This window comes from Arthrobacter sp. SDR-2R (assembly GCF_057747955.1).
In genome coordinates this window covers 4,124,805-4,145,746 of sequence record NZ_CM173231.1, presented here as the reverse complement: position 1 = coordinate 4,145,746, position 20,942 = coordinate 4,124,805, and the positions used below count along the sequence as shown (strand labels likewise).

The 20,942-nt window shown below is 67.7% G+C and carries 17 protein-coding genes and 2 tRNA genes; 12 read left to right on the top strand and 7 right to left on the bottom strand.

Annotation, left to right across the window (positions count from 1 at the left end; genetic code table 11):
• Nucleotides 1–27 precede the first annotated feature (27 nt).
• On the top strand, nt 28–1,956 hold the full coding sequence (locus AC3ANU_RS19085; RefSeq protein WP_144600281.1) for an FAD/NAD(P)-binding protein: 1,929 nt from the start codon (nt 28–30) through the stop codon (nt 1,954–1,956).
• A 93-nt stretch (nt 1,957–2,049) separates the two neighbouring features.
• Here AC3ANU_RS19085 and AC3ANU_RS19080 read toward each other — a convergent pair.
• Nucleotides 2,050–2,137: transfer RNA gene (locus AC3ANU_RS19080), tRNA-Ser, on the bottom strand.
• Nucleotides 2,138–2,245: 108 nt separating this feature from the next.
• On the opposite strand from AC3ANU_RS19080, the gene AC3ANU_RS19075 reads away from it, so the two are divergent.
• The 10 genes from AC3ANU_RS19075 to AC3ANU_RS19030 all read left to right on the top strand — a co-directional run bounded on the left by AC3ANU_RS19075 (nt 2,246) and on the right by AC3ANU_RS19030 (nt 12,793).
• On the top strand, nt 2,246–3,229 hold the full coding sequence (locus AC3ANU_RS19075; protein WP_018771216.1) for an NAD(P)H-quinone oxidoreductase: 984 nt from the start codon (nt 2,246–2,248) through the stop codon (nt 3,227–3,229).
• A 123-nt stretch (nt 3,230–3,352) separates the two neighbouring features.
• On the top strand, nt 3,353–3,958 hold the full coding sequence (locus AC3ANU_RS19070) for a PadR family transcriptional regulator (protein WP_224084274.1): 606 nt from the start codon (nt 3,353–3,355) through the stop codon (nt 3,956–3,958).
• A complete protein-coding gene (locus tag AC3ANU_RS19065) occupies nt 3,955–4,692 on the top strand; it encodes an ABC transporter ATP-binding protein (protein WP_488315078.1) in 738 nt (245 codons plus the stop codon). Before AC3ANU_RS19070 ends, AC3ANU_RS19065 begins: the two co-directional genes overlap by 4 nt.
• Nucleotides 4,692–7,556, top strand: coding sequence for an ABC transporter permease family protein (locus AC3ANU_RS19060; protein ID WP_488315077.1), 2,865 nt, complete (start codon nt 4,692–4,694; stop codon nt 7,554–7,556). Before AC3ANU_RS19065 ends, AC3ANU_RS19060 begins: the two co-directional genes overlap by 1 nt.
• A gap of 93 nt (nt 7,557–7,649) precedes the next feature.
• On the top strand, nt 7,650–7,934 hold the full coding sequence (locus AC3ANU_RS19055) for a DUF1540 domain-containing protein (protein ID WP_018771212.1): 285 nt from the start codon (nt 7,650–7,652) through the stop codon (nt 7,932–7,934).
• A gap of 226 nt (nt 7,935–8,160) precedes the next feature.
• On the top strand, nt 8,161–10,458 hold the full coding sequence (locus AC3ANU_RS19050; RefSeq protein WP_056389249.1) for a carbon starvation CstA family protein: 2,298 nt from the start codon (nt 8,161–8,163) through the stop codon (nt 10,456–10,458).
• Nucleotides 10,458–10,661: a YbdD/YjiX family protein gene (locus AC3ANU_RS19045; protein WP_018771210.1), complete on the top strand. Its 204-nt coding sequence runs from the start codon at nt 10,458–10,460 to the stop codon at nt 10,659–10,661. The genes AC3ANU_RS19050 and AC3ANU_RS19045 overlap by 1 nt, the downstream gene beginning before the upstream one ends.
• 91 nt (nt 10,662–10,752) lie before the next feature.
• Complete coding sequence (locus AC3ANU_RS19040) at nt 10,753–11,379, top strand: bacterial proteasome activator family protein (RefSeq protein ID WP_018771209.1); 627 nt, start codon at nt 10,753–10,755, stop codon at nt 11,377–11,379.
• A 7-nt stretch (nt 11,380–11,386) separates the two neighbouring features.
• Nucleotides 11,387–11,830 (top strand): hypothetical protein, encoded by a 444-nt coding sequence (locus AC3ANU_RS19035; RefSeq protein WP_018771208.1) that lies wholly within the window; start codon nt 11,387–11,389, stop codon nt 11,828–11,830.
• A 117-nt stretch (nt 11,831–11,947) separates the two neighbouring features.
• Complete coding sequence (locus tag AC3ANU_RS19030) at nt 11,948–12,793, top strand: aldo/keto reductase (RefSeq protein WP_026266063.1); 846 nt, start codon at nt 11,948–11,950, stop codon at nt 12,791–12,793.
• Nucleotides 12,794–13,011: 218 nt separating this feature from the next.
• Here the strand turns inward: AC3ANU_RS19030 and AC3ANU_RS19025 are convergent, their stop codons facing one another.
• The 3 genes from AC3ANU_RS19025 to AC3ANU_RS19015 all read right to left on the bottom strand — a co-directional run bounded on the left by AC3ANU_RS19025 (nt 13,012) and on the right by AC3ANU_RS19015 (nt 15,456).
• Nucleotides 13,012–13,197, bottom strand: coding sequence for a hypothetical protein (locus AC3ANU_RS19025; protein WP_018771206.1), 186 nt, complete (start codon nt 13,195–13,197; stop codon nt 13,012–13,014).
• A 100-nt stretch (nt 13,198–13,297) separates the two neighbouring features.
• The gene (locus tag AC3ANU_RS19020; RefSeq protein WP_488315076.1) at nt 13,298–14,389 is read right to left on the bottom strand and encodes a hypothetical protein; all 1,092 of its coding nucleotides are present in this window, start codon (nt 14,387–14,389) and stop codon (nt 13,298–13,300) included.
• Between the two features lie 62 nt (nt 14,390–14,451).
• Complete coding sequence (locus AC3ANU_RS19015) at nt 14,452–15,456, bottom strand: hypothetical protein (protein WP_488315075.1); 1,005 nt, start codon at nt 15,454–15,456, stop codon at nt 14,452–14,454.
• A gap of 122 nt (nt 15,457–15,578) precedes the next feature.
• Here AC3ANU_RS19015 and AC3ANU_RS19010 point away from each other — a divergent pair, with 122 nt between their 5' ends.
• The gene (locus tag AC3ANU_RS19010) at nt 15,579–16,820 is read left to right on the top strand and encodes an NAD(P)/FAD-dependent oxidoreductase (protein ID WP_018771203.1); all 1,242 of its coding nucleotides are present in this window, start codon (nt 15,579–15,581) and stop codon (nt 16,818–16,820) included.
• Nucleotides 16,821–16,930: 110 nt separating this feature from the next.
• Here the strand turns inward: AC3ANU_RS19010 and AC3ANU_RS19005 are convergent, their stop codons facing one another.
• The 3 genes from AC3ANU_RS19005 to AC3ANU_RS18995 form a co-directional block, all read right to left on the bottom strand.
• The gene (locus AC3ANU_RS19005) at nt 16,931–17,872 is read right to left on the bottom strand and encodes a polysaccharide deacetylase family protein (RefSeq protein ID WP_223993854.1); all 942 of its coding nucleotides are present in this window, start codon (nt 17,870–17,872) and stop codon (nt 16,931–16,933) included.
• A 425-nt stretch (nt 17,873–18,297) separates the two neighbouring features.
• Nucleotides 18,298–20,274 carry an APC family permease gene (locus tag AC3ANU_RS19000; protein WP_488315074.1) on the bottom strand — a complete coding sequence of 659 codons (1,977 nt, stop codon included), beginning with the start codon at nt 20,272–20,274 and terminating at the stop codon, nt 18,298–18,300.
• A gap of 494 nt (nt 20,275–20,768) precedes the next feature.
• Nucleotides 20,769–20,841, bottom strand: a tRNA-Thr gene (locus AC3ANU_RS18995).
• Nucleotides 20,842–20,942: the final 101 nt, after the last annotated feature.

Here is a 20,942-nt window from a genome sequence, read left to right as displayed (position 1 = left end):
CCGCTTTCAGCCCGTACGCTGGATGCCGTGGAATTATCGCAGAGCAACCGGGCCGTCATCATCGGCGGCGGCCCCCGTGGCACCAGCGTGCTCGAGCGGCTGCTCGCCCACGCCGCCGCGGCCGGAGGCCCTGCACAGCTGCACATCGACGTGGTTGACCCCTACCCGGCGGGCCCGGGGCACGTGTGGCAGCCCGGCCAGTCACGGCTGTTCCTCATGAATACGCAATCCTTCTACCCCACGCTGGTTCCCCAGGAACCGTCGCTGCCGGCGCCCGTGGCCGGCACCACGTTCGACCAGTGGCGTGCCCGGCAGCAGCGGCATCCGTTGCCGGCCCTCACCGGTGAGGAGCGGGCGGAACTGGCGGTGCTGGGGTCCAATGACTTCCCCAGCCGCGCCCTGTACGGCCGCTACCTGAAGTGCATGCTGGAGGAGCTGCTGGCCAAAGCTCCCGACGGCGTCACGGTCGAATTCCACGAAACGTCGGCTGTGTCCGTGCGTCCGGTGGGGGACGGAATGTTCGACGTCGGCCTGGCCACCGGGGCTGCCCTCCGCGCCAACGCAGTGGTGCTCGCCCTGGGGCACATCCCGTCGCGGCTGAATCCGGAACAGCGCGGCCTGCACGCCGCGGCCGAGCAGCTGGGCCTGCAGTACTTTCCCCCTGCCGTGCCCGCAGACGTGGACTGGACACGGATTCCCGCGGGGAAACCCGTGCTGGTCCGCGGGATGGGCCTGAACTTCTTCGACACGATGGGGCAACTCACCGAAGGCCGCGGCGGAAAGTTCGTGTCCACGGGAAGCCGCCTGGAGTACGAACCGTCCGGCCAGGAACCCCTGATCATCGCGGCGTCCCGGCGCGGAACCCCCTACCGTGCAAAAGCAGCCCTCAACGGCTATTACGCCACCTCCATCACGCTCCGCTACCTCACCGAAGCCGCCCTGGAGCGGCTGGCCAAGGCCGGAATCCGGCCCTCGTTCGACCACGACCTGTGGCCCCTGCTGCACCGCGATGCCCTCTGGGCGTACTACGCAACCCTGGTGCGCTCGCAGCCAGGGGCTGTCCCCGATGCGGCGGCTTTCCTGGCAGCGCTGGAGGAAGCCCTGCAGCCGCACGCCCACAGCGCCGCCAACTGGGAAGACGCCGTGGAAAGCGTCCTGGCCGTCCACGTTGGTCCGCGGCACCGGCTGGACCTACCGGGCCTCGCGGCCCCCTTGGCGGGGCGCTCCTTCGCGTCCCGGCGTGAGCACGATGCCGCCGTGGTGGAGTTCCTGCTGGACGATGCACGCCGGTCCGCGCTCGGCGAGGACGACCCCGTCAAGATGGCCATCGGCGCCCTGCACCACGGGCGGGCCCTCCTCAAAACGGCGGTGGCCGACGGCGGCATCACCGATGAATCATGGGTCGCCGGGCTGCGCGGCTGGTTTGAATCCTTCGTGGAAGGCCTTGCCAGCGGGCCGCCGGCGCTCCGCGCCGAACAGCTCGCCGCACTGGCCAGGGCAGGGGTGGTCAGCTTCGTTGGACCCGACCCCAAGTTCGGCGTGGACCGGCAGTCCGCGATGTTCACGGCTTCCTCGCCGTGGGTTGCCGGTCCGCCGGTCCTGGCACGGACCATGGTGGAGGCCCTTGCGCCGGGCAACAGGGTGTCGGCCAATGATTCGCCGGTCCTGGAGCAGATGCTGTCCGATGGGCTGGTGCGTCCACGGCTCATGATGACCGCAGAAGGTGCCCCCGTCGAGTCCACGGGCCTGGACGTGGAGCCCCACCCGTACCGCCCACTTGCCTCCAACGGGTCCGTGACGGAAAACCTGTACGTGCTGGGCCTCCAGTTGTCCTCCACCCAGTGGGGCACGGCCATCGCGGCCGAAGCCCTCCAGCCGGGCAGCCCCGCCTACCGCAGCGGCCAGCGCACCCTCAGGGATGCAGATGAGATCGCGGCAGCCATCCTGCGACGCTGACCCGAACGCCCTGTCACGCTTGACCGGTAAGACAGCAGCGCCCAAAACACAAAACCCCTGGCGGCCGGTGCCGGCTGCCAGGGGTTTCCAGTGCGGAAGGTAAGAGATTCGAACTCTTGGTACGGGGTTACCGCACACTGGTTTTCAAGACCAGCTCCTTCGGCCGCTCGGACAACCTTCCTCAGCTAGTAGTGTTTCATAGGCACTTGCCTGCAACAAAACAGGAGCGGGAAGGTGCCCGGTGCACACTTGTTGCAGCCAGGATTTGAGTCAGGAACGGGAGAGGTCCATGAAAGCCGTCTACATATCGGAACCGGGCGGCCCGGAAGTGCTGGAAGTCCGGGACGTGGATGCGCCGGTGCCTGGCCAGGGCGAAGTGCTCATTGACGTGGTGGCTGCGGGCCTGAACCGGGCCGATGTCCAGCAGCGCCGGGGTTTCTACCCGCCGCCTCCCGGTGCCTCCGAGATCCCCGGGCTGGAAGTTTCGGGCCGGATCGCAGGCTTTGGCCCCGGCGTCAGCAAGCCATTTTCGTTGGGGGACAAGGTGGTGGCCCTGCTGGCCGGCGGCGGCTATGCCCAGCAGGTGGCGGTTCCGGCCGAGCAGGTACTGCGGGTGCCGGACGGGGTGGACCTGGTCACAGCGGCCTCGCTGCCGGAAGTGGCCGCAACGGTCTATTCGAACCTGATCATGACGGCGCAGCTGCAGCCGGGGGAGACCGTCCTCATCCACGGCGCCACCGGCGGGATCGGCACCATGGCCATCCAGCTTGCCAAGGCCTTTGGCGCCAAGGTGGCCACGACTGCCGGCACTGACGAGAAGGTGGGCACCGCCAAGGCGTTCCTTGGTGCTGACATCGCCATCAACTACGCCGAGGAGGACTTCCCGGAGAGCCTGCGGCGGCAGAACGATGGCTACGGGGCGGACGTCATCCTGGACGTGGTGGGGGCCAAGTACCTCAAGCAGAACGTGGAGGCCCTGGCCGACTACGGGCGCCTGGTGGTGATCGGCCTGCAAGGCGGCACCAAGGGGGAGCTGGACCTGGGCCTGTTGCTGAAGAAGCGGGCAGCCGTGGTGGCCACCGCCCTGCGGCCCCGGCCGGTAGCCGAAAAGGGTGCCATCATGACTGCGGTGCGGGACGCCGTGTGGCCGCTGGTGGCTGACGGCCGGATCCGTCCGCTGGTCGCCAAGACCTTCCCGCTGGACCAGGTAGCGGCAGCCCACCGCTATTTCGACAGCGGCGACCACGTGGGCAAGGTCCTCCTGGTCATGTAGGAACCCCCGATTGCATACCCGGTATTGCGCCGGGGCGTCAGTCGGGGCTAGGCTGCCTATACGCGGTATGCACGGGTCTTGGGGGCTCGTGCATACCGGTTGGAACCAGCCCGGGGGAGCACAATGTCCATTCGCCACAGCCTCCTTGCCCTGTTGCAGGACCAGCCGCGCTACGGCTACCAGCTGCGGGTCGAGTTCGAGAACCGCACCGGGGCCACGTGGCCGCTGAACATCGGGCAGGTGTACACCACGCTTGACCGGCTGGAGCGCGATGCCCTGGTGGCTAAGGAGGGCGACGACGGCGAAGGGCACGTGGTGTACAGCATCACCCCTGCCGGCAAGGACGAGGTGCGGAACTGGTTTTCCGCCCCCGTGGAGCGGAACAGCCCACCACGCAACGAGCTCGCCATCAAGCTTGCGCTCGCCGTTACCCTGCCCGGGGTCGATGTCCAGGCCATCATCCAGGCCCAGCGGGTGGCGTCCATCCGCGCCCTGCAGGACTACACCAGGGCGCGCCGCGATACGGCGGCAAACCAGCGGGCCACGGATACTGCCTGGCTGTTGGTGCTCGATTCACTGATCTTCCAGACCGAAGCGGAAGTCCGCTGGCTGGACCTATGCGAGGCCAGGATGGTCCAGCAGGCGCAGGCCACGGCGGCAAGTGGAGCCCGGAAAGCCTCCAACGGGGCCACGGAAGACACCCCGCTCAACGCGGACATCCGCCGGTGAGCGTGCAGGGGCCGCAGCAGGTCCTTGAACTCGCCAGGGTGGGAAGGACTTTCGGGCACGGCGCGACGGCGGTCGCCGCCCTCCGCGACGTTGACCTCACCATTTCAGCTGGGGAGTTCGTCGCGGTCATGGGCCCGTCGGGCTCCGGCAAGTCCTCCCTTCTGGCCATTGCCGGCGGACTGGACCGGCCGACGTCGGGCGCTGTCTACGTTGAGTCCACGCCGCTGGCCGGGCTGGGCCTGAACGAACTGGCCCGGCTGCGCCGCCGGGCCGTGGGGTACGTCTTCCAGGACTTCAACCTGGTTCCCACGCTGACCGCCGCGGAGAACGTGGCGCTGCCGCTGGAACTGGACGGAACTTCCACCAGGAAAGCGCACCGGCAGTCCGCCGATGCGCTGCGGCAAGTGGGGATTCCCGAACTGGCGGACCGGTTCATGGACCAGATGTCCGGCGGCCAGCAGCAGCGCGTCGCGATCGCCAGGGCCATCGTGGGCCAGCGGCGGCTGATCCTGGCCGATGAACCTACAGGTGCATTGGATTCGACAACGGGCCAAGGGGTCATGGAGGTCCTGCGGGCCCGTGCCGACGCCGGAGCGGCCGTCATGCTCGTCACCCACGAAGCCAGGCACGCCGCCTGGGCGGACCGCGTGGTTTTCCTTCGGGACGGGCGGATCATCGACCAGGCCGCCGCCATGCACGATCCCACCATGCTGCTCACCCAGGCCGGTCTCTGATGCCGGTGGACCTTGCTCCGGCGCCCACAAGCCGCCGGAGCAGCCTTCGGGTTGCCCTGCGGCTGGCGCGCCGGGACATCACCCGCCACAAGGGGCGGTCCCTCCTCATCATCCTGCTCATCATGCTGCCCGTGGCCGGGATGACGGGTGCCGCCACCCTCTACCAGAGCTCGCAGCGGACGCCGGGTGAAATCGTCACCTACGAACTGGGAAGCACCCAGGCCAGGTTCAGCGTCCTGCCCGTTCCCAGCGCGGACTCCCTCCAGGACCCGCTCAATGACGGTGTGGTCGCCTCCAGCACCGGCCGGTTCGATCCTGAATTCCGGCGGACCGACCCGCTTGACGCCATTCCCGCGGGCTACGATGTGCTGCCGCAACGCCTGCTCCAGCTGACCACCGGCGTGGGGGAAGCACTTGTTTCGCTGCAGGGCCGCGAAGTGGATGCCCTCAATCCGGCCTTCACCGGAAAGTTCAGCCTCCTGGCGGGCCGGGCCCCGCGCGACGGCACGGAGGTGCTGGCGTCGCCCGGGCTGATGACGCGCTTCCACCTCACTTTCGGACAGGAATTTACGACGTCGGCAGGCACCTTCGTGCCGGTGGGCACCATTCGCGATGCCGGCCTCCCGGACGGCACCAGTTTCCTGTACCTGCAGGCAGGACAGGTACCCTCTGACCTTGCCAGGGGACCGCAGACCCGCCAGTCCGTGTCCTACTACCTGGTGGGTCCGGAGCCGGTCACCTGGCCGCAGGTCATGGAAGCCAACAGTAAAGGCGTGGGCGTGCTGTCCCGCAGCGTGGTGCTGGACCCGCCGTCCCGGGAGGAACGGACCGTTGCCGGTTCCGTGCCCCGGGATGATTCCACGGAAGCGGTGGCCGTCTACGCCGGCTTCGGCCTGATCGGCGCCCTGGCGCTGCTGGAGGTGGGCCTGCTGGCCGGTGCTGCCTTCGCCGTGGGCGCCAGGCAGCAGGTGCGTGAGCTGGCACTGCTGGCATCCTCGGGTGCGGAAGGCCCCGCCATCCGCGCTGTTGTCACCGCGGGTGGACTCTGGCTGGGCGGCGTTGCCGTTGCCGCCGGAGCCGCGGTGGGGCTGGGAGCCGCTGCCGTCGTCGTCCACGTGGTCCGGTTGCACGGCTCGGCACGGCTGGCAGGGCTGCATCCGGATTTCCTGCTGACACTCGCCGCCATGGCCATGGGGCTGGCATCCTGCACCATCGCGGCGATGGTACCTGCCCGCCAGGTTTCCCGTCAGGCGGTGCTGGGTGCCCTCAAAGCCGGCCGGGCACCCTCCGCGAAGCCGCGGCGGGCACCCCTGGCCGGCGCCGGGGTGCTGGTACTCGCTGCCGGGCTGTTGGCGGCGGGCTGGCTGTTGGGACGGTCCACCAACGATCCGGACCGGCTGGCGGAGCAACTGCCGCTGGTGGTCACGGTGCTCATCCTCGGCGCCGTGCTGGCGGTTGTTGCCCTGGTGCTGCTGACCGGCTGGCTGGTCCTCCGCCTGACCTCCCGCATCCAGTGGATGCCGCTGTCACTCCGGATGGCGGCCCGTGATTCGGCCCGGAACCGCGGGCGCAGCGTTCCCGCTGTGGCCGCGGTACTCGCCGCCGCCACCCTGGCAAGCGCCGCCCTGGTGCTCTCCGCCAGCCAGCAGGCAGGGATGCGGGAATCACATTACTGGGGCGCCCTGGAAAACCAGGCGTACCTGCCGCTGGTGGTGGACCCGCCGGCGTCGGCCGATGGCAGCAGGAAGCCGGCCGTCCGGGTGGATGTCCCTAAGCTCTCCTCTGCGGTGGCAGATGCCCTTGGCACCGTCGAATCGACGCACGTGATCACGGCGCCGGAGGGCCTGCGCAACTGCCCCGAGGGCCCGGCTGATCCCGGACTGCCGGCGCGCACGGATACGTCAAACTGCCTGCTGTTTTCGCTTGCCAGGCCGCAGGCAAATGAATGCCCTAGGACTCCCAAGGGAAGGGTGTTGGACCCGGGCGACTGGCGGTGCCGCGGTTCCATGGCCAGCGAACAACCGTCCGGCCGGGCCATCCTGGTGGGCGGCGGCGAGGAGATCCGGGCGGCGCTGGGCCGCAGCGCCACCGCCGAGGCAACGGCGGTGCTGGACGCCGGCGGGATGGTGGTGACCAACCCGGTGTTCGTCAGTGATGGAAGGGTACTGCTCGAGGGAAAGGACGTACGGACCCAAGAGCCGGCATCCTCGGGGCCGGGCACCGTCCCCTCAACCGTCAGGAGCGACTCCCTTGCCGCGGCAGTGCTTGAACCGGCTGTCCCGGTGCCCTACTACGGCGTTGTCTCGCCGGAAACCGCCGAACGCCTGGACCTCCGCGCGGCCCCGGCCGGACTGCTCGTGCAGCTCTCTGCCTACCCCTCCGAGGCTGAGGCAGATGCGGCCTCCGCTGCGGCCGCCGCCGTCTACGGGCAGCCGGGCATGACTTTCCAGGCGGAACCGGGCGTTTCGCAGGTAAGCCAGTGGATCACCTGGTCCATCGTGGCCGCGGCTGCGCTGATCACCTTCAGCGCGGCGGGCATTACGACAGGACTCTCCATGGCTGATGCCCGGAAGGACCATGCGGTCCTCGCCGGCGTCGGGGCCTCGCCAAGGCTGCGCAAGGCCCTTGCCGGGTCGCAGGGACTGTTCACCAGCGGCGTTGGAGCCGTTCTGGGGACGCTGGCAGGAACGGTGCCCGCGGTCCTGCTGGTCCTTTCCACGGACATGCGGACAGCCCTCGAGGTTCCCTGGCTGCACCTGTCCGCGCTGCTGGTGGCAGTGCCCTTGACGGCGGCAGCGCTCGCCTGGGCCTTCACCCGGTCCGGGCTGCCCCTGTCCAGGCGCAGCCTGGCGGAGGGGCATTAGGTCAAAGTATTGGGTCTTTTTGATCACCGGGATCAGGCCTACCGTAGGTGCACGAGCCGCCCGCCCGGGCGGTGGAACTTACGGAGGAACTTCATGACGACCCATGTTGCCGACTGCAGTGTCACCCGTTGTTCATTCAACGACCATGAAGGCTGCACCGCCCATGCCATCACCGTGGGGGGAAGCCAGGACCACGCATCCTGCGCCACGTTCATCGAGACCGGCATCCACGGCGGCCTGCCCAAGGTCCTCGCCGACGTGGGAGCCTGCCAGCGGGCCGAGTGCGTCCACAATGACCACCTGATGTGCAACGCCCCGGAGGTGCACGTCGGGCCGGGAGCCGACAACGCTGACTGCCTCACCTACGCCCACGCCTGACCGTCCCTGCCGCCATGCGAAGGGCGAAGGCTCCCGTCCGGAATCCGGACGGGAGCCTTCGCTTTTGCCGCAGCCCGCCGTCGTACGTCCGTCACCGCTCATTCAGCGCCGGACTGCCGCCGCTCGCCGCACAGGCCGGCGCCGCGCCGCCGTCGGACCCTTTTGGCAGGATCGGCGTTGGTAGGGTGCCCAGTAGCAAACGAGGGAAAACTCTCAAGGAGGAGACATGGCCGGAATGCCTGACCAGCGGAACAACGGATCCCGGGCGGAGGGCGGGTTGGCGACTGACCCGAATCTTCCCCCGCCCGCTGTGGACGAGGCACGGCTCGACGCCGAAGACCGGAGGTGGACGCCAGGCAAGATCGCGCTCTGGGCAGCAATCGCCCTCCTCGGCGGGGTGGCCTGGTTCATGCTGGCGATCGTCCGCGGGGAAACCGTCAATGCCATCTGGTTCGTCTTTGCCTCCGTCTGCACCTACCTCATCGGGTACCGCTTCTACTCGAAGGTGATCGAGCGCTACATCACCAAGCCTGACGACCGGCGCGCCACCCCTGCCGAATACAAGGCAGACGGCAAGGACTACGTCCGCACCGACCGCAACGTCCTGTTCGGCCACCACTTCGCCGCCATTGCCGGCGCCGGCCCGCTGGTGGGGCCGGTCATCGCGGCGCAGATGGGCTACCTGCCCGGCACCATCTGGATCATCCTCGGCGTCGTCCTTGCCGGGGCCGTCCAGGACTACCTGGTCATGTTCTTCTCCATGCGCCGCGGCGGCCGGTCGCTGGGCCAGATGGCCCGCGAGGAACTTGGCGTCATCGGCGGCACGGCCGCCCTCATCGCCACCCTGCTCATCATGGTGATCATCGTGGCCATCCTGGCGCTCGTCGTCGTTAATGCCCTGGGCGAAAGCCCGTGGGGCGTGTTCTCGGTGGGCATGACCATCCCCATCGCCCTGTTCATGGGTGTCTACCTCCGTTACCTGCGCCCCGGCAAGGTCATGGAGGTCTCGATCATCGGCTTCGTCCTCCTGATGGCGGCCATCATCGGCGGCGGCCTTGTGGCGCAGACCCAATGGGGCGCCACCGTGTTCCACCTGGACAAGGTCACCATCGCCTGGGGCCTGATCGTTTACGGCTTCATTGCTGCGATCCTGCCCGTATGGCTGCTCCTGGCTCCGCGCGACTACCTCTCCACCTTCATGAAGATCGGCGTGATCGTGATGCTCGCGCTGGCCATCATCGTGGTCCGGCCCGAAATCACCGTCCCGGCCTTCAGCGAATTCGCCGGCCGCGAGAACGGGCCCGTGTTCTCCGGCGCACTGTTCCCCTTCCTGTTCGTGACCATCGCCTGTGGTGCGCTGTCCGGTTTCCACGCCCTGATCTCGTCCGGCACCACCCCCAAACTGGTGGAGAAGGAACGGCAGACCCGGTACATCGGCTACGGCGGCATGCTGATGGAATCCTTCGTGGCCATCATGGCGCTGGTAGCAGCCATCTCGATCGACCGCGGCCTCTACTTCGCCATGAATGCCCCCACGGCGCTGACGGGCGGCACCGTGGAAACGGCAGCCACCTGGGTCAACGGCCTGGGCCTGAGCGGCGTCAACATCACCCCCGGCCTGCTCAGCGAAACCGCCGCCAACGTTGGGGAGCAGAGCATTGTCTCCCGTACCGGCGGCGCACCCACGCTGGCCGTGGGGCTGGCGCACATCATGCAGCAGTTCATCGGCGGGACGGCCATGATGGCGTTCTGGTACCACTTCGCCATCATGTTCGAGGCACTCTTCATCCTCACCGCCGTGGATGCCGGCACCCGCGTTGCACGTTTCATGCTGCAGGACTCGATCGGCAACTTCGTCCCCAAGTTCAAGGAAGCCTCCTGGCGGCCCGGGGCCTGGCTCTGCACGGCCATCATGGTGGCTGCCTGGGGTGCCGTGCTGCTGATGGGCGTGACCGATCCGCTGGGCGGCATCAACACCCTGTTCCCGCTGTTCGGCATCGCCAACCAGCTCCTGGCCGCCATCGCGCTGGCTGTATGCCTGGCCATCGTCGCCAAGCGCGGCACCTTCAAGTACCTGTGGATCGTTGCCCTGCCGCTGGCCTTCGCCGCCGTGGTCACCATCACCGCCAGCTACCTGAAGATCTTCTCGCCCGTCCCTGCCGTGGGGTACTTCGCGAACAACGCCGCCTTCAGCAAGGCGCTGGCGGACGGCAAGACCGAGTTCGGTACCGCGAAGACCGTGGCCGCCATGGAAGCTGTGGTCCGCAACACGGCCATCCAGGGCTGGCTCTCCGTGATCTTCGTGGTGCTGAGCATCATCGTGATTGCCACGGCGGTGCTGGCCACGGTCAAGGCATTCCGTGACAGGGCGGCCGGCACTGCCACCACGGACAACGAGGACCCGGCGGTTCCCTCGCGCGTCTTCGCCCCCGCCGGACTGGTGCCGACGACGGCCGAACGTGAGTTGGCAGCCGAGTGGGACAGGGTGCCCGCAGACGCACGGCTTGAACGGGCCAGGCACTGATGGGCACCGGTGTGGCTTTGGTGGCCAATGGCTTCCGCGGGTTCGCCCGCTACCTGGGCGGCGTCATGGGCGCGGACGCCTACACTAAGTACCTCGAGCACCACAGGGCAGCCGGGCACCAGGAGGAGCCCCTCAGCGAACGCGAGTTTTGGCGGGACCGTACGGACCGCCAGGACAACAACCCGCAGGGCAGGTGCTGCTGATTGGGCCTGCTGATTGAGCCGGCAGCGGACAAGCCCGCCACAGGCGTTCACGGGTGGACTCCGGGCGGATGGGCCGTGAGAGTATGAACGCATGAGCGATCCCAACGACACTCAGGCAGCTGAGGACCTCCCGGTAGAAGGCACTCCCGTTGACGACACCCAGGACCCCGTGCAGATTCCGTCCGCCGCGGACGGCAAGCCCAGGGGCAGCAGCCTGCAGGATCTGGTGGACGAGCCTGCCAAGGTGATGCGGATCGGCACCATGATCCGCCAGCTTCTCGAAGAGGTGAAGTCCGCGCCGCTTGACGACGCTGCGCGGGGCCGGCTGGCCGCCATCCACGCCCGCTCCATCAAGGAGCTGGAGGACGGGCTTGCGCCGGAGCTGGTGGCAGAACTGGACAGGATCAACCTGCCCTTCTCGGACGACGCCACGCCTTCCGACGCCGAGCTCCGGATCGCCCAGGCGCAGCTGGTGGGTTGGCTTGAGGGCTTGTTCCACGGGATCCAGACCGCCATCGCGGCGCAGAACGCCGCCCGCGAACACGCCGCCGCGCAGCTGCAGCTGCGTCAGCTGCCGCCAGGCACCATGATTGCGCCCGGCGTCGTCATCGGCGAAAACGGCGAGCCGCAGCGCGCCCCGGCCGGAGCACGGCCGGGGGCGCAGGCACGGCCCAACCAGCGTGACGAACCGGACCACGGTCCCGGGCAGTACCTGTAGGCTCCGCTTGGGCTTTTTCAGCGCCGCACGGCAGGGGCGCAAGGATGATGTTGAACTGGGCAAGGGGTTGTGGCGCCGCGCGCACGACCGCTTCCAGCGGGGACTTGACCGCTTCCACCAGGTGCTCGAAGGGGTGGAGGACGACCAGCTGTACGGGGAACTGGTGGATATCGCCAACGAACTGGCCGGCCTCCTGCAGCGTGTCCGGACGGTATGCATGGAAGCGCAGCGGCGTGCGCCCAGTGACGGCCTGGACATCCCGGCCGGCCTTGCGGACGTCCACAGGTCCCTCTCCAAGGCGGGCAATTCGCTGGCCACCACGGCTGAGGCGGCGGCAATGCTGCGGCTCGCCGTGGGGCCGGTACCGGTTGGTGCGGTGTCGGTCCGGCGCCGGGCTGAGGCGGTGTTCCAGCAGGTGAACGACGCCGAGAGGCAGCTTCGCGGGGAGTAGCTGGACCGGTGCCGCGCAAATATTCCCGGTTTGGGACGCAAATATCGCGGTTACGCGCGTGGCTGACATCGAACCAAACGGGAGCCTGAAGCGGGGGACGTTTGGCAGGATGAAGAAATGACTTCTTCACCTACCTTGACTTTCAACGACGGAAACACGATCCCCCAGCTCGGCTATGGTGTGTGGCAGGTTGAGGACGGCGTGGCTGAAAAGGTTGTCCGCCAGGCCTTCGAAGCCGGCTTCCGGCACATCGACACGGCGAAGATCTACGGCAACGAGGCAGGCGTTGGCCGTGCAATCGCCGGCTCCGGCCTGTCACCGGAACAGATCTTCATCACCACCAAGCTGTGGAACGCGGATCAGGGGTACGAATCCACCCTCGCCGCCTTCGAGGAATCCATGGACCGGCTTGGCCTCGAAACGCTGGACCTCTACCTGATCCACTGGATGCAGCCCAAGCAGGACAAATACGTGGACACGTGGAAGGCGCTGATCGAACTCCAGAAGCGCGGCCGGGTCAAGTCCATCGGTGTCTCCAACTTCACCGCCGAGGGCCTGCAGCGCCTGATCGATGAAACTGGAGTGGTTCCGGCCATCCACCAGATCGAACTGCACCCCTACTTCAGCCAGCGTGAACTGCGGGAATTTGGAGCAGAAAAAGGCATCCTGACCCAGGCATGGTCCCCGTTGGGCCAGGGCGGGGAACTGCTGCAGGACCCTGTTGTTGCGTCGATCGCTGCCAAGCACCAGGCGACTCCCGCCCAGGTGGTCATTGCGTGGCACCTGGCCATCGGCAACGTGGTCATCCCCAAGTCCGTGACTGAGTCCCGCATCAAGGAGAACTTCGCGGCACTCGAGGTTTCCCTGGACGCCGGGGACGTTGAAGCCATCAACAACCTGGACCGCACCGCCGGCGGCGAGGGCCGCATCGGACCCGATCCCGCGGTCTCCGACTTCGCGTAACCCGCGACCGGCGGTGCCGGCCCAACCGGCCGGGGACCTCCGCCGAACCAACGTCAGCCCGTGCTGCCGGCAACCGCCAGGCAGCGCGGGCTGACGGCTTTAATGCGAGGCTGGCGCCCGTAACCGGCGTGGCTGTCCTGCCTGGTTTGCACCCTGGTTGGCGGAGCTGGGCCCCGGCTGGCCTGGGCAGTGGACCGCGGGGTTTTTGGCTGAACCGGTCAGGCGGCGATTCGGACGTGCTCCACGGTGACGGCGTCCACCACGGCCCAGCTGTCTTCGCCGTGGCAGTGCCGGGAGGCGAAGCGCTCGGCCTCTTCGAGGGTGTCAAAATACTCGGAGCGGGCCCGGCCGCAGTCGGCGTCGAAGTACGTTACGTGAAATTCCTGTACGGCTTGGTTTTCCATAAATCCAGTGTGCAACCGGGGTCTGACATTCACCGGAAGCAGCGCCGCGTGTTGTTGGGATTTGCCAACCCGGCTGAAGCCAGGCCGCGCACCTGGCGGGCTAAAGGGCCCGTGGATCCGGGACTGCGGCGCCGGTGGCCCGCACCTTCAGCACGAGTGCGGCCACGGACAGCATTGCAAGCCCGCTCCATGTGAGGGTTCCGCTCCATATCTCGGGCGGGAAGCTGAGCGCCCGGTCGTGAAGCGCCACAGTAGCGAAATAGGGGGCCCAGAAGACGACAGGTGAGAGGCCTGCCGCGGTCAGGAGCCGCGCGGGACTGTCCGGGACCGGCCGCGCCACCGCCCACACCACTCCTACCAGGAGTGAACCGGCCAGGGCAGCCGGCAACAGCCAGGCATCCCGCAGGGCCACCATGATCTGCAGGGCTGCGGAGGGGACCAGCACCATCGCCGCCGGCACCAGGGCCGGCAGCCGCCACCGCAGCGACAGCAACAGGATGGGAACGAAGAGCACGAACGTCGAGACCAGGAATGTCGCCAAGGAGACCATGATGCTCGACGACGTTGGACCCGTCACCGCCGGCTGGGTCCCGGCGGGGCCGGAGTACGTCTGGATGAGGCCATGGCGGGAGAAGACCGCAAACTCCTGCAGGATGAAAGCTGCAACCATGCCGGCGAGCATCGCGCTCACGAACGCCGGCACCTGCCGGCCCCATGGCCGGGCAGGTGAGTGCCACGCTGCCGAGAAAGGTGCACCAAGAATGAGGAAGCCGCCGGTAGCCAGACCCAGGTGGGACGGGCTGAACAGGGCGCTGATGTTCTGCTCAACGCCGAACACCGAATGCCAGGCGAAGTCGCCCAGCCCGGAAGCAAGGAAGAGGAGTACGCCGGCGGCGGCTGCCCCATAGCCGGCAGGGACTGCTTCCCGCCACCTCGTCCCCGGGGCGTGCCGGCGCCAGGTCAAAGCGCCGATCCAGAGGGCGCAGGCGGCGAAGCCTGAGTAGAGGATCGCGTGCCACGGTGTGAAGAACGTCTCCAGGCCGCGGAGGTTGTTGTGCGCCCAGCCGTCAACGTAGGTCCCCGTGAGGAGCCAGACGCCGGCCGCGAGGGTGACGGCGTCTTCCACGGCCGTGGTGGGACGGTGAACCGATACCGGCGGGATCGCAAAGGCGTGTGCTGCTGCGGCGTCCATAGCTCCACAGTAGGTCCCGCCGATGCCCGGGGCGAGAGGGCATGCCAAGTAGTTGGCGCCCCTCAGGTGCTGGCCAGGCGGAGTACGCGTTCCTGTGCCAGCATGGCCGTGCGGCTGGCTTTGTCGGCCGCCCGGACCGCCTGTTTCGCTTCTGCGGTGGTGGCGGCGAGCCGCTTCCGGGAACGGTCCAGGCTTTCCTCGGCGGCCTTGAGCCGGTTTCGAAGCTCAGCCGTTTCCTGCTGCAGTAACGCGATTTCCGCACGTGTCTGCTCCTCCCGGTCCTGCAGCTCGCCCGCGAGCCGGGAGGCCTCCTCTTCAGCGGCCTGGGCCTCGGCCAGCGCGGCCCTGGCCCTTTCCAGCGCCGGCGGCGAGGCCGGCCGGGGAGTCTGCCGCACTGCCTCAAGCCGGGGCTTGGCGGGCTTTGGCTGGGTGTGGTGCTCCGCCGTCGTGCGTGTCTTTGCCGCTGTTGCCTTTGGCCCCGCTGCCTGCGCCTCCGTTTTCGTCTTTGGAGCCGGGGGAGCACTTGCGCGGGGGGTGGCCGGCGCGGCCGGGAGCAGCCCGGGGAGGGCCACTGCCCCGTCCAGGTCGACGTCGTTGATGCCGTCGGCTGACAGGACTTTCAGCAGCCGGCCGCTGCCCACCGCAGCCGCCGCACGCTCGTCTGCCGTCAGTGCCCGCAGGGTCTCCTCAACGTCGGCGGCCATCGCGTCGCTGATGGAGCGGCCCTGCTCCTCGGCCACAGACCGGGCAGCGTCGACGGCGTCAGCCAGCATGGTGCGGCGCTCCCGGCCCAGTTCGCGCAGGGCGGGCGCATCCAGTGACACCTGCGCTGCCCGCATGCGCTCGCCAAGTCCGCGAAGCGCGGCCAGCACGTCCGGCCGGTGCCGTGCCAGCATGTTGAGCGCCCACGCGGCGACGGATGGTTTCGGCAGGGCGCGGACCGCTGCCCCCAGTTCCTTGTCCTGCCGCCCGGCATCCTTGGCAGCGGCGGTCCTGGCCGCTACGAAGTCGTCCAGCGTCCCGCCGTACAGCCTGTCCGCAATGTCCGCCAGGGCTTCGTCTTCCATGCCGCCATCTTAGGTGCCGTGCTCCCGCCGGCGTCCGGTCCCGGCGGGCGCCGGACGCCGGCCGCCCTGCCAGTGGCCTCGGCACTCTGTTACTCATCGGCCCGGAGGGGTAAGTTGCACGAATGGACGATTCATACCAGGTCATCGTGGTTGGCGGCGGATTCGCCGGAAAGACGGCGGCTGAGGAGTTGGGCCGCAAGGGCGTCCGGGTGCTGTTGCTCGATGCCAACAATTACCAGCAGTTCCAGCCGCTCCTGTACCAGGTGGCTGCATCCCAGATTGGCGTCTCGGCGGTCACCCGGCCGCTCCGGTCGGAGTTCCGCAAGGTCAACAATGTCCGCGTCCTCACCGCGGAGGTGACGTCTATCGATGCGGCCAACCGCACCGTCACCACCGCAGACGGCTCCAGCTACCGGGCCAGGATCCTGGTCATCGCCACCGGGGCCGTACCGAACTTCTTCAACACCCCGGGCGCCGAAGAGCACGCCTACCCGCTGTACTCGGTGGCGGACGCAACGCGCCTGAGCGCCGCGATCACTGCTGTTTTGGACGAAGCTGACCGCGAGCCCGGGGCGGAAGCCGACGTGGTCGTGGTGGGCGGGGGTCCCACTGGTGTGGAAACTGCAGGCGCCTTGGCGGAGAACGTCAAATACATCGTGCCAAAATACTTCTCGCCGGGGCTGGCTGCCCGGTGCCATGTCCACCTGGTGGATATGGTTCCGAACGTCCTTGCCGCGTTCTCCGAAAAGTCGCAGGCGTATGCGCGGGACCGCCTGACCAAGCTGGGCGTACAGCTGCACATGGGCCAGCCTGTTGGTGAGGTCCGCCCGGACGGCGTGACCCTCAAGGACGGCACCGTTATTCCCGGCCGGGTGGTGGTGTGGGCCGGTGGCCTCCAGGCCGGCCGGATCATTACCGGGTCCGGCCTGAAACAGGGCAAGGGCGGCAGGGTGGACGTGCAGGCCGATCTGACAGTCCCTGATTTTGACGGCGTTTACGTGCTGGGGGACTCCGCCAACATCACCGATGCCACTGGAAACAAACTGCCGCAGCTCGGGTCGGTTGCGCAGCAATCAGGCAAGTGGGCGGCCCGCAATATCTATGCAGACCTTACCGGCGGTGTGCGCCAGCCTTTCCGGTACTGGGACAAGGGGTATATGGCCATGGTGGGACGCGGCGCAGCGGTCGCGGAGCTGGGGCGCCGCCGCCTGCAACTGCAGGGCCCACTGGCGTTCGTGTCCTGGCTGGCGGTCCACCTGGCCCTGCTGCCCGGATTCCAGCAGAAAGTCAGGGCGCTGTTCTCCTGGGCCAACGGCTACGTCACCCACAGCCCGGCCCAGGTGGTGGTGGGCCGGCCGGATTAGTTCCCGGCGAAACCCGGAAGGTGGCGCCCGCCATCGCGCATCGACGGGGTCCTGCGTTCGCTAACGTATGGATCAGCACCTACCCGGCCGGCGGAGCTCCGGAGGCATGTTCAGGGCAGATGGGTGAAGGAGATTCCTGCTGCCAGCAGCTTGTCCACCGCCTGCTTCACGCCTTCCGCCGTTCCGCCGCTGGGGTGGTTTCCATGGCAGATGACCACGTCTCCGGCCCGGGCCTTTCCCACTTCTTTGGCGACGACGGCGGCGGGATAGGTGGCGCCGCCGTCGCCATTGATGCTGAAGCCTGCCGGCTTCACGCCCAAGGTGTTCAGGATGTCCACGGCGATGTCATCCATGTACGCGGTGCCCGGGCGGAAGTACCGGGGACGCTTACCGGTGATGCCGGCCAGGACGCCGTCGTTGGGTATGACCTCGTCATAGACTTCCCCCGCGTTCCTGGTGCCCGGGATGCCGTAGGCCGTGTTGCCGGCGGTGGACAACGGCTTATGGGACGTCCCGTGGTTGGCGATCTCAAAGAGCGGATCCGCTGCCAGCTGACGGGCCGTGGCCGGGTTGGCTGTGATCCACCGCGAATTCAGGAACAGCGTTGCCGGGACGTGCCGTTGGCGCAGGGTATCAATCAGCACCTGATCGTAACCGCTGCCGCCGGGACCGCCGCAAAAGTCGAAGGTGAGGGCGATGCCCTGTGATCCGGGCGGCAGCCGCGTCAGGACGCCGGGTGCCTCCAGGCCCCAGTAGTGGGCCTGGCGCTTCGCATAGGTGTCGATGATCTGTGCCCGGGCGGGCACGGTGCCTGCAGGCGTCCTGGATGCCGGCCCGTCGCCGTCGGAGCCGGTATGCGACAGCGGCGCGGAGCCGTCCGCCGGACCGTTGGCGGTGTCCGCGGACGTGTCCTGTGCCGCGGAAGGGTGCCCTGGTTGCGGCTGCAGGTCGGGCACGGCGGCCGACAACGTCAGCACGGCTGCCAGGAGGATGGTCCTGCGGGCGGGTCCTTTCCCGTCCTGGTTCATGTGCCGGGGTGCGTGCTGGTTCACCCCTGGGATCCCCCCAACGCCGCGAAGTGGGCGCTTGTCCTGCCCCGCCGGGCCGGGCCTCCGGGGGTGTACGGCAGGAGGTGGCCGAAGCTGCTTGCATGTGCCGCGGCGCGCGGAACAGCAGCCTGGAAGCGGGTGGTCATGTGGGGAGGATACCTTGGCTTTCTTGCCGTTCCCTGAACCTCGCACTGCACCCGGGGTGGCGGGCGTAATAAAGTGCGGATCCGGGCCTGGCGGTGGCAGCTCGGCGTCCCGGTTCGGGGCAGGCCGTTCCTGAGTTCCCTTCCCTGGGCGGCCCGGACAGGAGCGGTTGTCAGGGCGGCCCTGAAGGTAGCTGACCAGGTTCGGCGGCCGGTAGGGGACGCCGGAGCGCCCCCTTCACGTTCAATCCTGCGGACACCGGCTTGGCCTCCGCGCCGCGCTCGTCAGCCGACGTGAATGCCTGGCCTTGCCGCCTGGTCGGGTTCAATCTCGCGGAGGATCTCCCGCACCAGCGGCGGGGTGTCACCCTGCCCGAGGAAAAGATAACGCATCAGGTGCGCCACCGGGCTTCCCTCGGACCACTCGAAATAGCACTGCGGCTTCACGCCGGTGGAGTTCCGCATCGCCAGCAGGACCGCCGCGATGGCATTTGGCACGGCCGGGGACTTCACCCTAAGCACCCGGTAGCCCTCGACTTCAAGACCTTCGACCCGGAGCGTGTGCGTGAAGTCCGACGGGTCGGAGATCTCGACCTCGAGAAAGATAACGTCGGCTGGGCCCGGAACCGGGTTCAGCCCCCGCTGTTCGTACTCCTTCTCGGCGTACTCAGCCTTGTCACCGCTTTGCTTCTTGTTGGCGATGATGTGCAGCTCGCCGTTGAAGGCAATCGAGTCTGTGATGAACTGGCGGGCGGCCTCATCGAATTCAATGGTGTCCACGCGCAGTTCGGTGGAGCGGGTGACCCGCGAGATGAGCGAGACCGCGATGATCCCGGCGATGAAGAACGCCGAGATGACGATCCCGTCCGGTTTTTCGAGGACGTTGTCGCCCAGGGCGTACAGCAGGATCAGGGTCAGGATGCCGAAGCCGACGGCCCCGGCCCTGCTCCGGCGCCGGATGGCCGAGACCGTGACGGCGACCGCCCCGGAGACCATCATGGCCAGGATCCCGGTGGCGTACGCGCCGGCCTGGGCGTTCACGTCAGCGCGGAACGCGATGGTGATGCCGATGCTCAGGACGGTGTAGACCAACACCACGGGGCGGACCGCGCGGGCCCATTCCGGTGCCATTCCGTAGGCGGGCAGGTACCGCGGCACGATGTTGATCAGCCCTGCCATGGCGGACGCGCCGGCGAACCAGAGGATCAGGGCGCTGGAGATGTCGTAGACGGTACCGAACCCGGCTCCGAACAGGTCGTGGGCGAGGAACGCGAGGGCGCGTCCGTTGGCCTGTCCACCCTCCTCGAATTCCTTGGCGGGGATCATGACCGTGGTGATGAAGCTCGTGGACATGAGGTAGACGCTCATGATGAGGGCGGCCGTGGTGAGCAGCTTGCGGGTGTTTTTGACCCGGGAGGCCATCGCTTCCTCGGGTGTGCGTCCCGTGGCCTTGATCAGCGGCATCATGGAGACGCCGGTTTCGAAGCCGGACAGGCCCAGGACCAGCAGCGGGAAGGCGATGATGGCAGGGCTGACCAGCCCGATCGGGCCGCCGCCGCTGGAGAACAGCCGGTCGGTCCAGCCGCTGACCAGCGACGGATCCGCGGCCAGGTGGAGGAACCCAGCCACCACAACGGCGGCATTGAGGAGCAGGTAGATGGCCACCAGGGGGATCGCCACACCTACAGCTTCGTTGAAGCCGAGCAGGAACACCCCGCCGAGGATCAGAAGCAGGATCACGGTGATGATGACGGCGCTGCCCTTGAGGGCCTCGGGGAAGAGCGGGTTCTCGAGCAGGTGGACGGTCGCGTCAGCGCCGGAGAGGGTGATCGTGATGATCCAGGAGGTTGCGACGAAGCCCAGGAGCAGCAGGACGAAGAACTTGCCGCGCCAGAACGGCAGCAGCTTCTCCAACATTGCCACCGATCCTTGCCCGTGGGGGCTTTCCTGCGCGACCCTGCGGTACATGGGAAGCATCCCCAGCAACGTCAGGGCCACAATCAGCAACGTGGCCAGTGGGGAGAGGGCGCCGGCAGCCAGGGCGGCGATGCCGGGCAGGTAGGACAAGGTGGAGAAGTAGTCGACTCCGGTCAGGCACATGACCTTCCACCAGGCGTTGGGTTTATGGTCTTCCTTGGCCTCCGGGCCGGCGGGGGCCACCTGGTTGGCGAGCAGCCAGCGGACCAGGGGAGCCTGGTCCAGGCTTGAGTCCTGCTTCAGGGAGACCTGTGCCGGAACCGGGTGGTCAGAAGGGGGTGTCATTGAGGACTTTCTATTGATGACCAGGGTGGTCGGCGACGAGTCGAAGCGCACGAACGGGCCAATTCTAGTCCGGGTCCGTACGTGGAACTGGGGTTACGGGGCGTCCATTTGGGCATGTCCCACAGCCGCGGCGGCTGGTCCGGGACGGGTTGCGCAGTGTCGGTGACTGGCCCGCCGACCATGAGTAGATGGTCAGGTGTGGAGTTCGCGCCAAAGTCGCTGCAGCAGTTTTCGGGGAACGCCCCCGGTTCGTGCGAAGTAGGCGTAGAACGGCGCGTTGTGGTGGTTTCAGCGGCAGCTCGCTCCCGTCAATAGCCCTGGCGGACTGACGTCCAGGGCCTGCTTGGCGCACGTTCCGGGCGGCCAGCACTGTCTTTGGATCGTGGCCGGGAGGGGTTCCCATCATGTGCCCTGCCCTCAGGCAGTACTACCCGCTTAACCAGCGAAAAACCCCGGAAACCCCTGAAAACAGGGGTTGTCCGGGGTTTATCCCGAGCTTCCTATCAGAATCGAACTGATGACCTTTTCATTACGAGTGAAACGCTCTACCGACTGAGCTAAGGAAGCACCGCACCAAATCCCCCGGACGAACCGGGCGCTTCATGCAAGAGTCAACTGTAATAGAGTCCCGCCGCCCCGGTCAAAATGGCCGGCGTGACGCTGCTGCG

What these genes read in the sequence shown, in the direction of transcription:
- AC3ANU_RS19010 (WP_018771203.1), top strand. Translation starts at nt 15,579, where the DNA reads ATGGACGATTCATACCAGGTCATCGTGGTTGGCGGCGGATTCGCCGGA.
- AC3ANU_RS19000 (WP_488315074.1), bottom strand. Translation starts at nt 20,274, where the DNA reads ATGACACCCCCTTCTGACCACCCGGTTCCGGCACAGGTCTCCCTGAAG.
- AC3ANU_RS19050 (WP_056389249.1), top strand. Translation starts at nt 8,161, where the DNA reads ATGGCCGGAATGCCTGACCAGCGGAACAACGGATCCCGGGCGGAGGGC.
- AC3ANU_RS19055 (WP_018771212.1), top strand. Translation starts at nt 7,650, where the DNA reads ATGACGACCCATGTTGCCGACTGCAGTGTCACCCGTTGTTCATTCAAC.
- AC3ANU_RS19045 (WP_018771210.1), top strand. Translation starts at nt 10,458, where the DNA reads ATGGGCACCGGTGTGGCTTTGGTGGCCAATGGCTTCCGCGGGTTCGCC.
- AC3ANU_RS19075 (WP_018771216.1), top strand. Translation starts at nt 2,246, where the DNA reads ATGAAAGCCGTCTACATATCGGAACCGGGCGGCCCGGAAGTGCTGGAA.
- AC3ANU_RS19025 (WP_018771206.1), bottom strand. Translation starts at nt 13,197, where the DNA reads ATGGAAAACCAAGCCGTACAGGAATTTCACGTAACGTACTTCGACGCC.
- AC3ANU_RS19030 (WP_026266063.1), top strand. Translation starts at nt 11,948, where the DNA reads ATGACTTCTTCACCTACCTTGACTTTCAACGACGGAAACACGATCCCC.
- AC3ANU_RS19015 (WP_488315075.1), bottom strand. Translation starts at nt 15,456, where the DNA reads ATGGAAGACGAAGCCCTGGCGGACATTGCGGACAGGCTGTACGGCGGG.
- AC3ANU_RS19070 (WP_224084274.1), top strand. Translation starts at nt 3,353, where the DNA reads ATGTCCATTCGCCACAGCCTCCTTGCCCTGTTGCAGGACCAGCCGCGC.
- AC3ANU_RS19040 (WP_018771209.1), top strand. Translation starts at nt 10,753, where the DNA reads ATGAGCGATCCCAACGACACTCAGGCAGCTGAGGACCTCCCGGTAGAA.
- AC3ANU_RS19060 (WP_488315077.1), top strand. Translation starts at nt 4,692, where the DNA reads ATGCCGGTGGACCTTGCTCCGGCGCCCACAAGCCGCCGGAGCAGCCTT.
- AC3ANU_RS19020 (WP_488315076.1), bottom strand. Translation starts at nt 14,389, where the DNA reads ATGGACGCCGCAGCAGCACACGCCTTTGCGATCCCGCCGGTATCGGTT.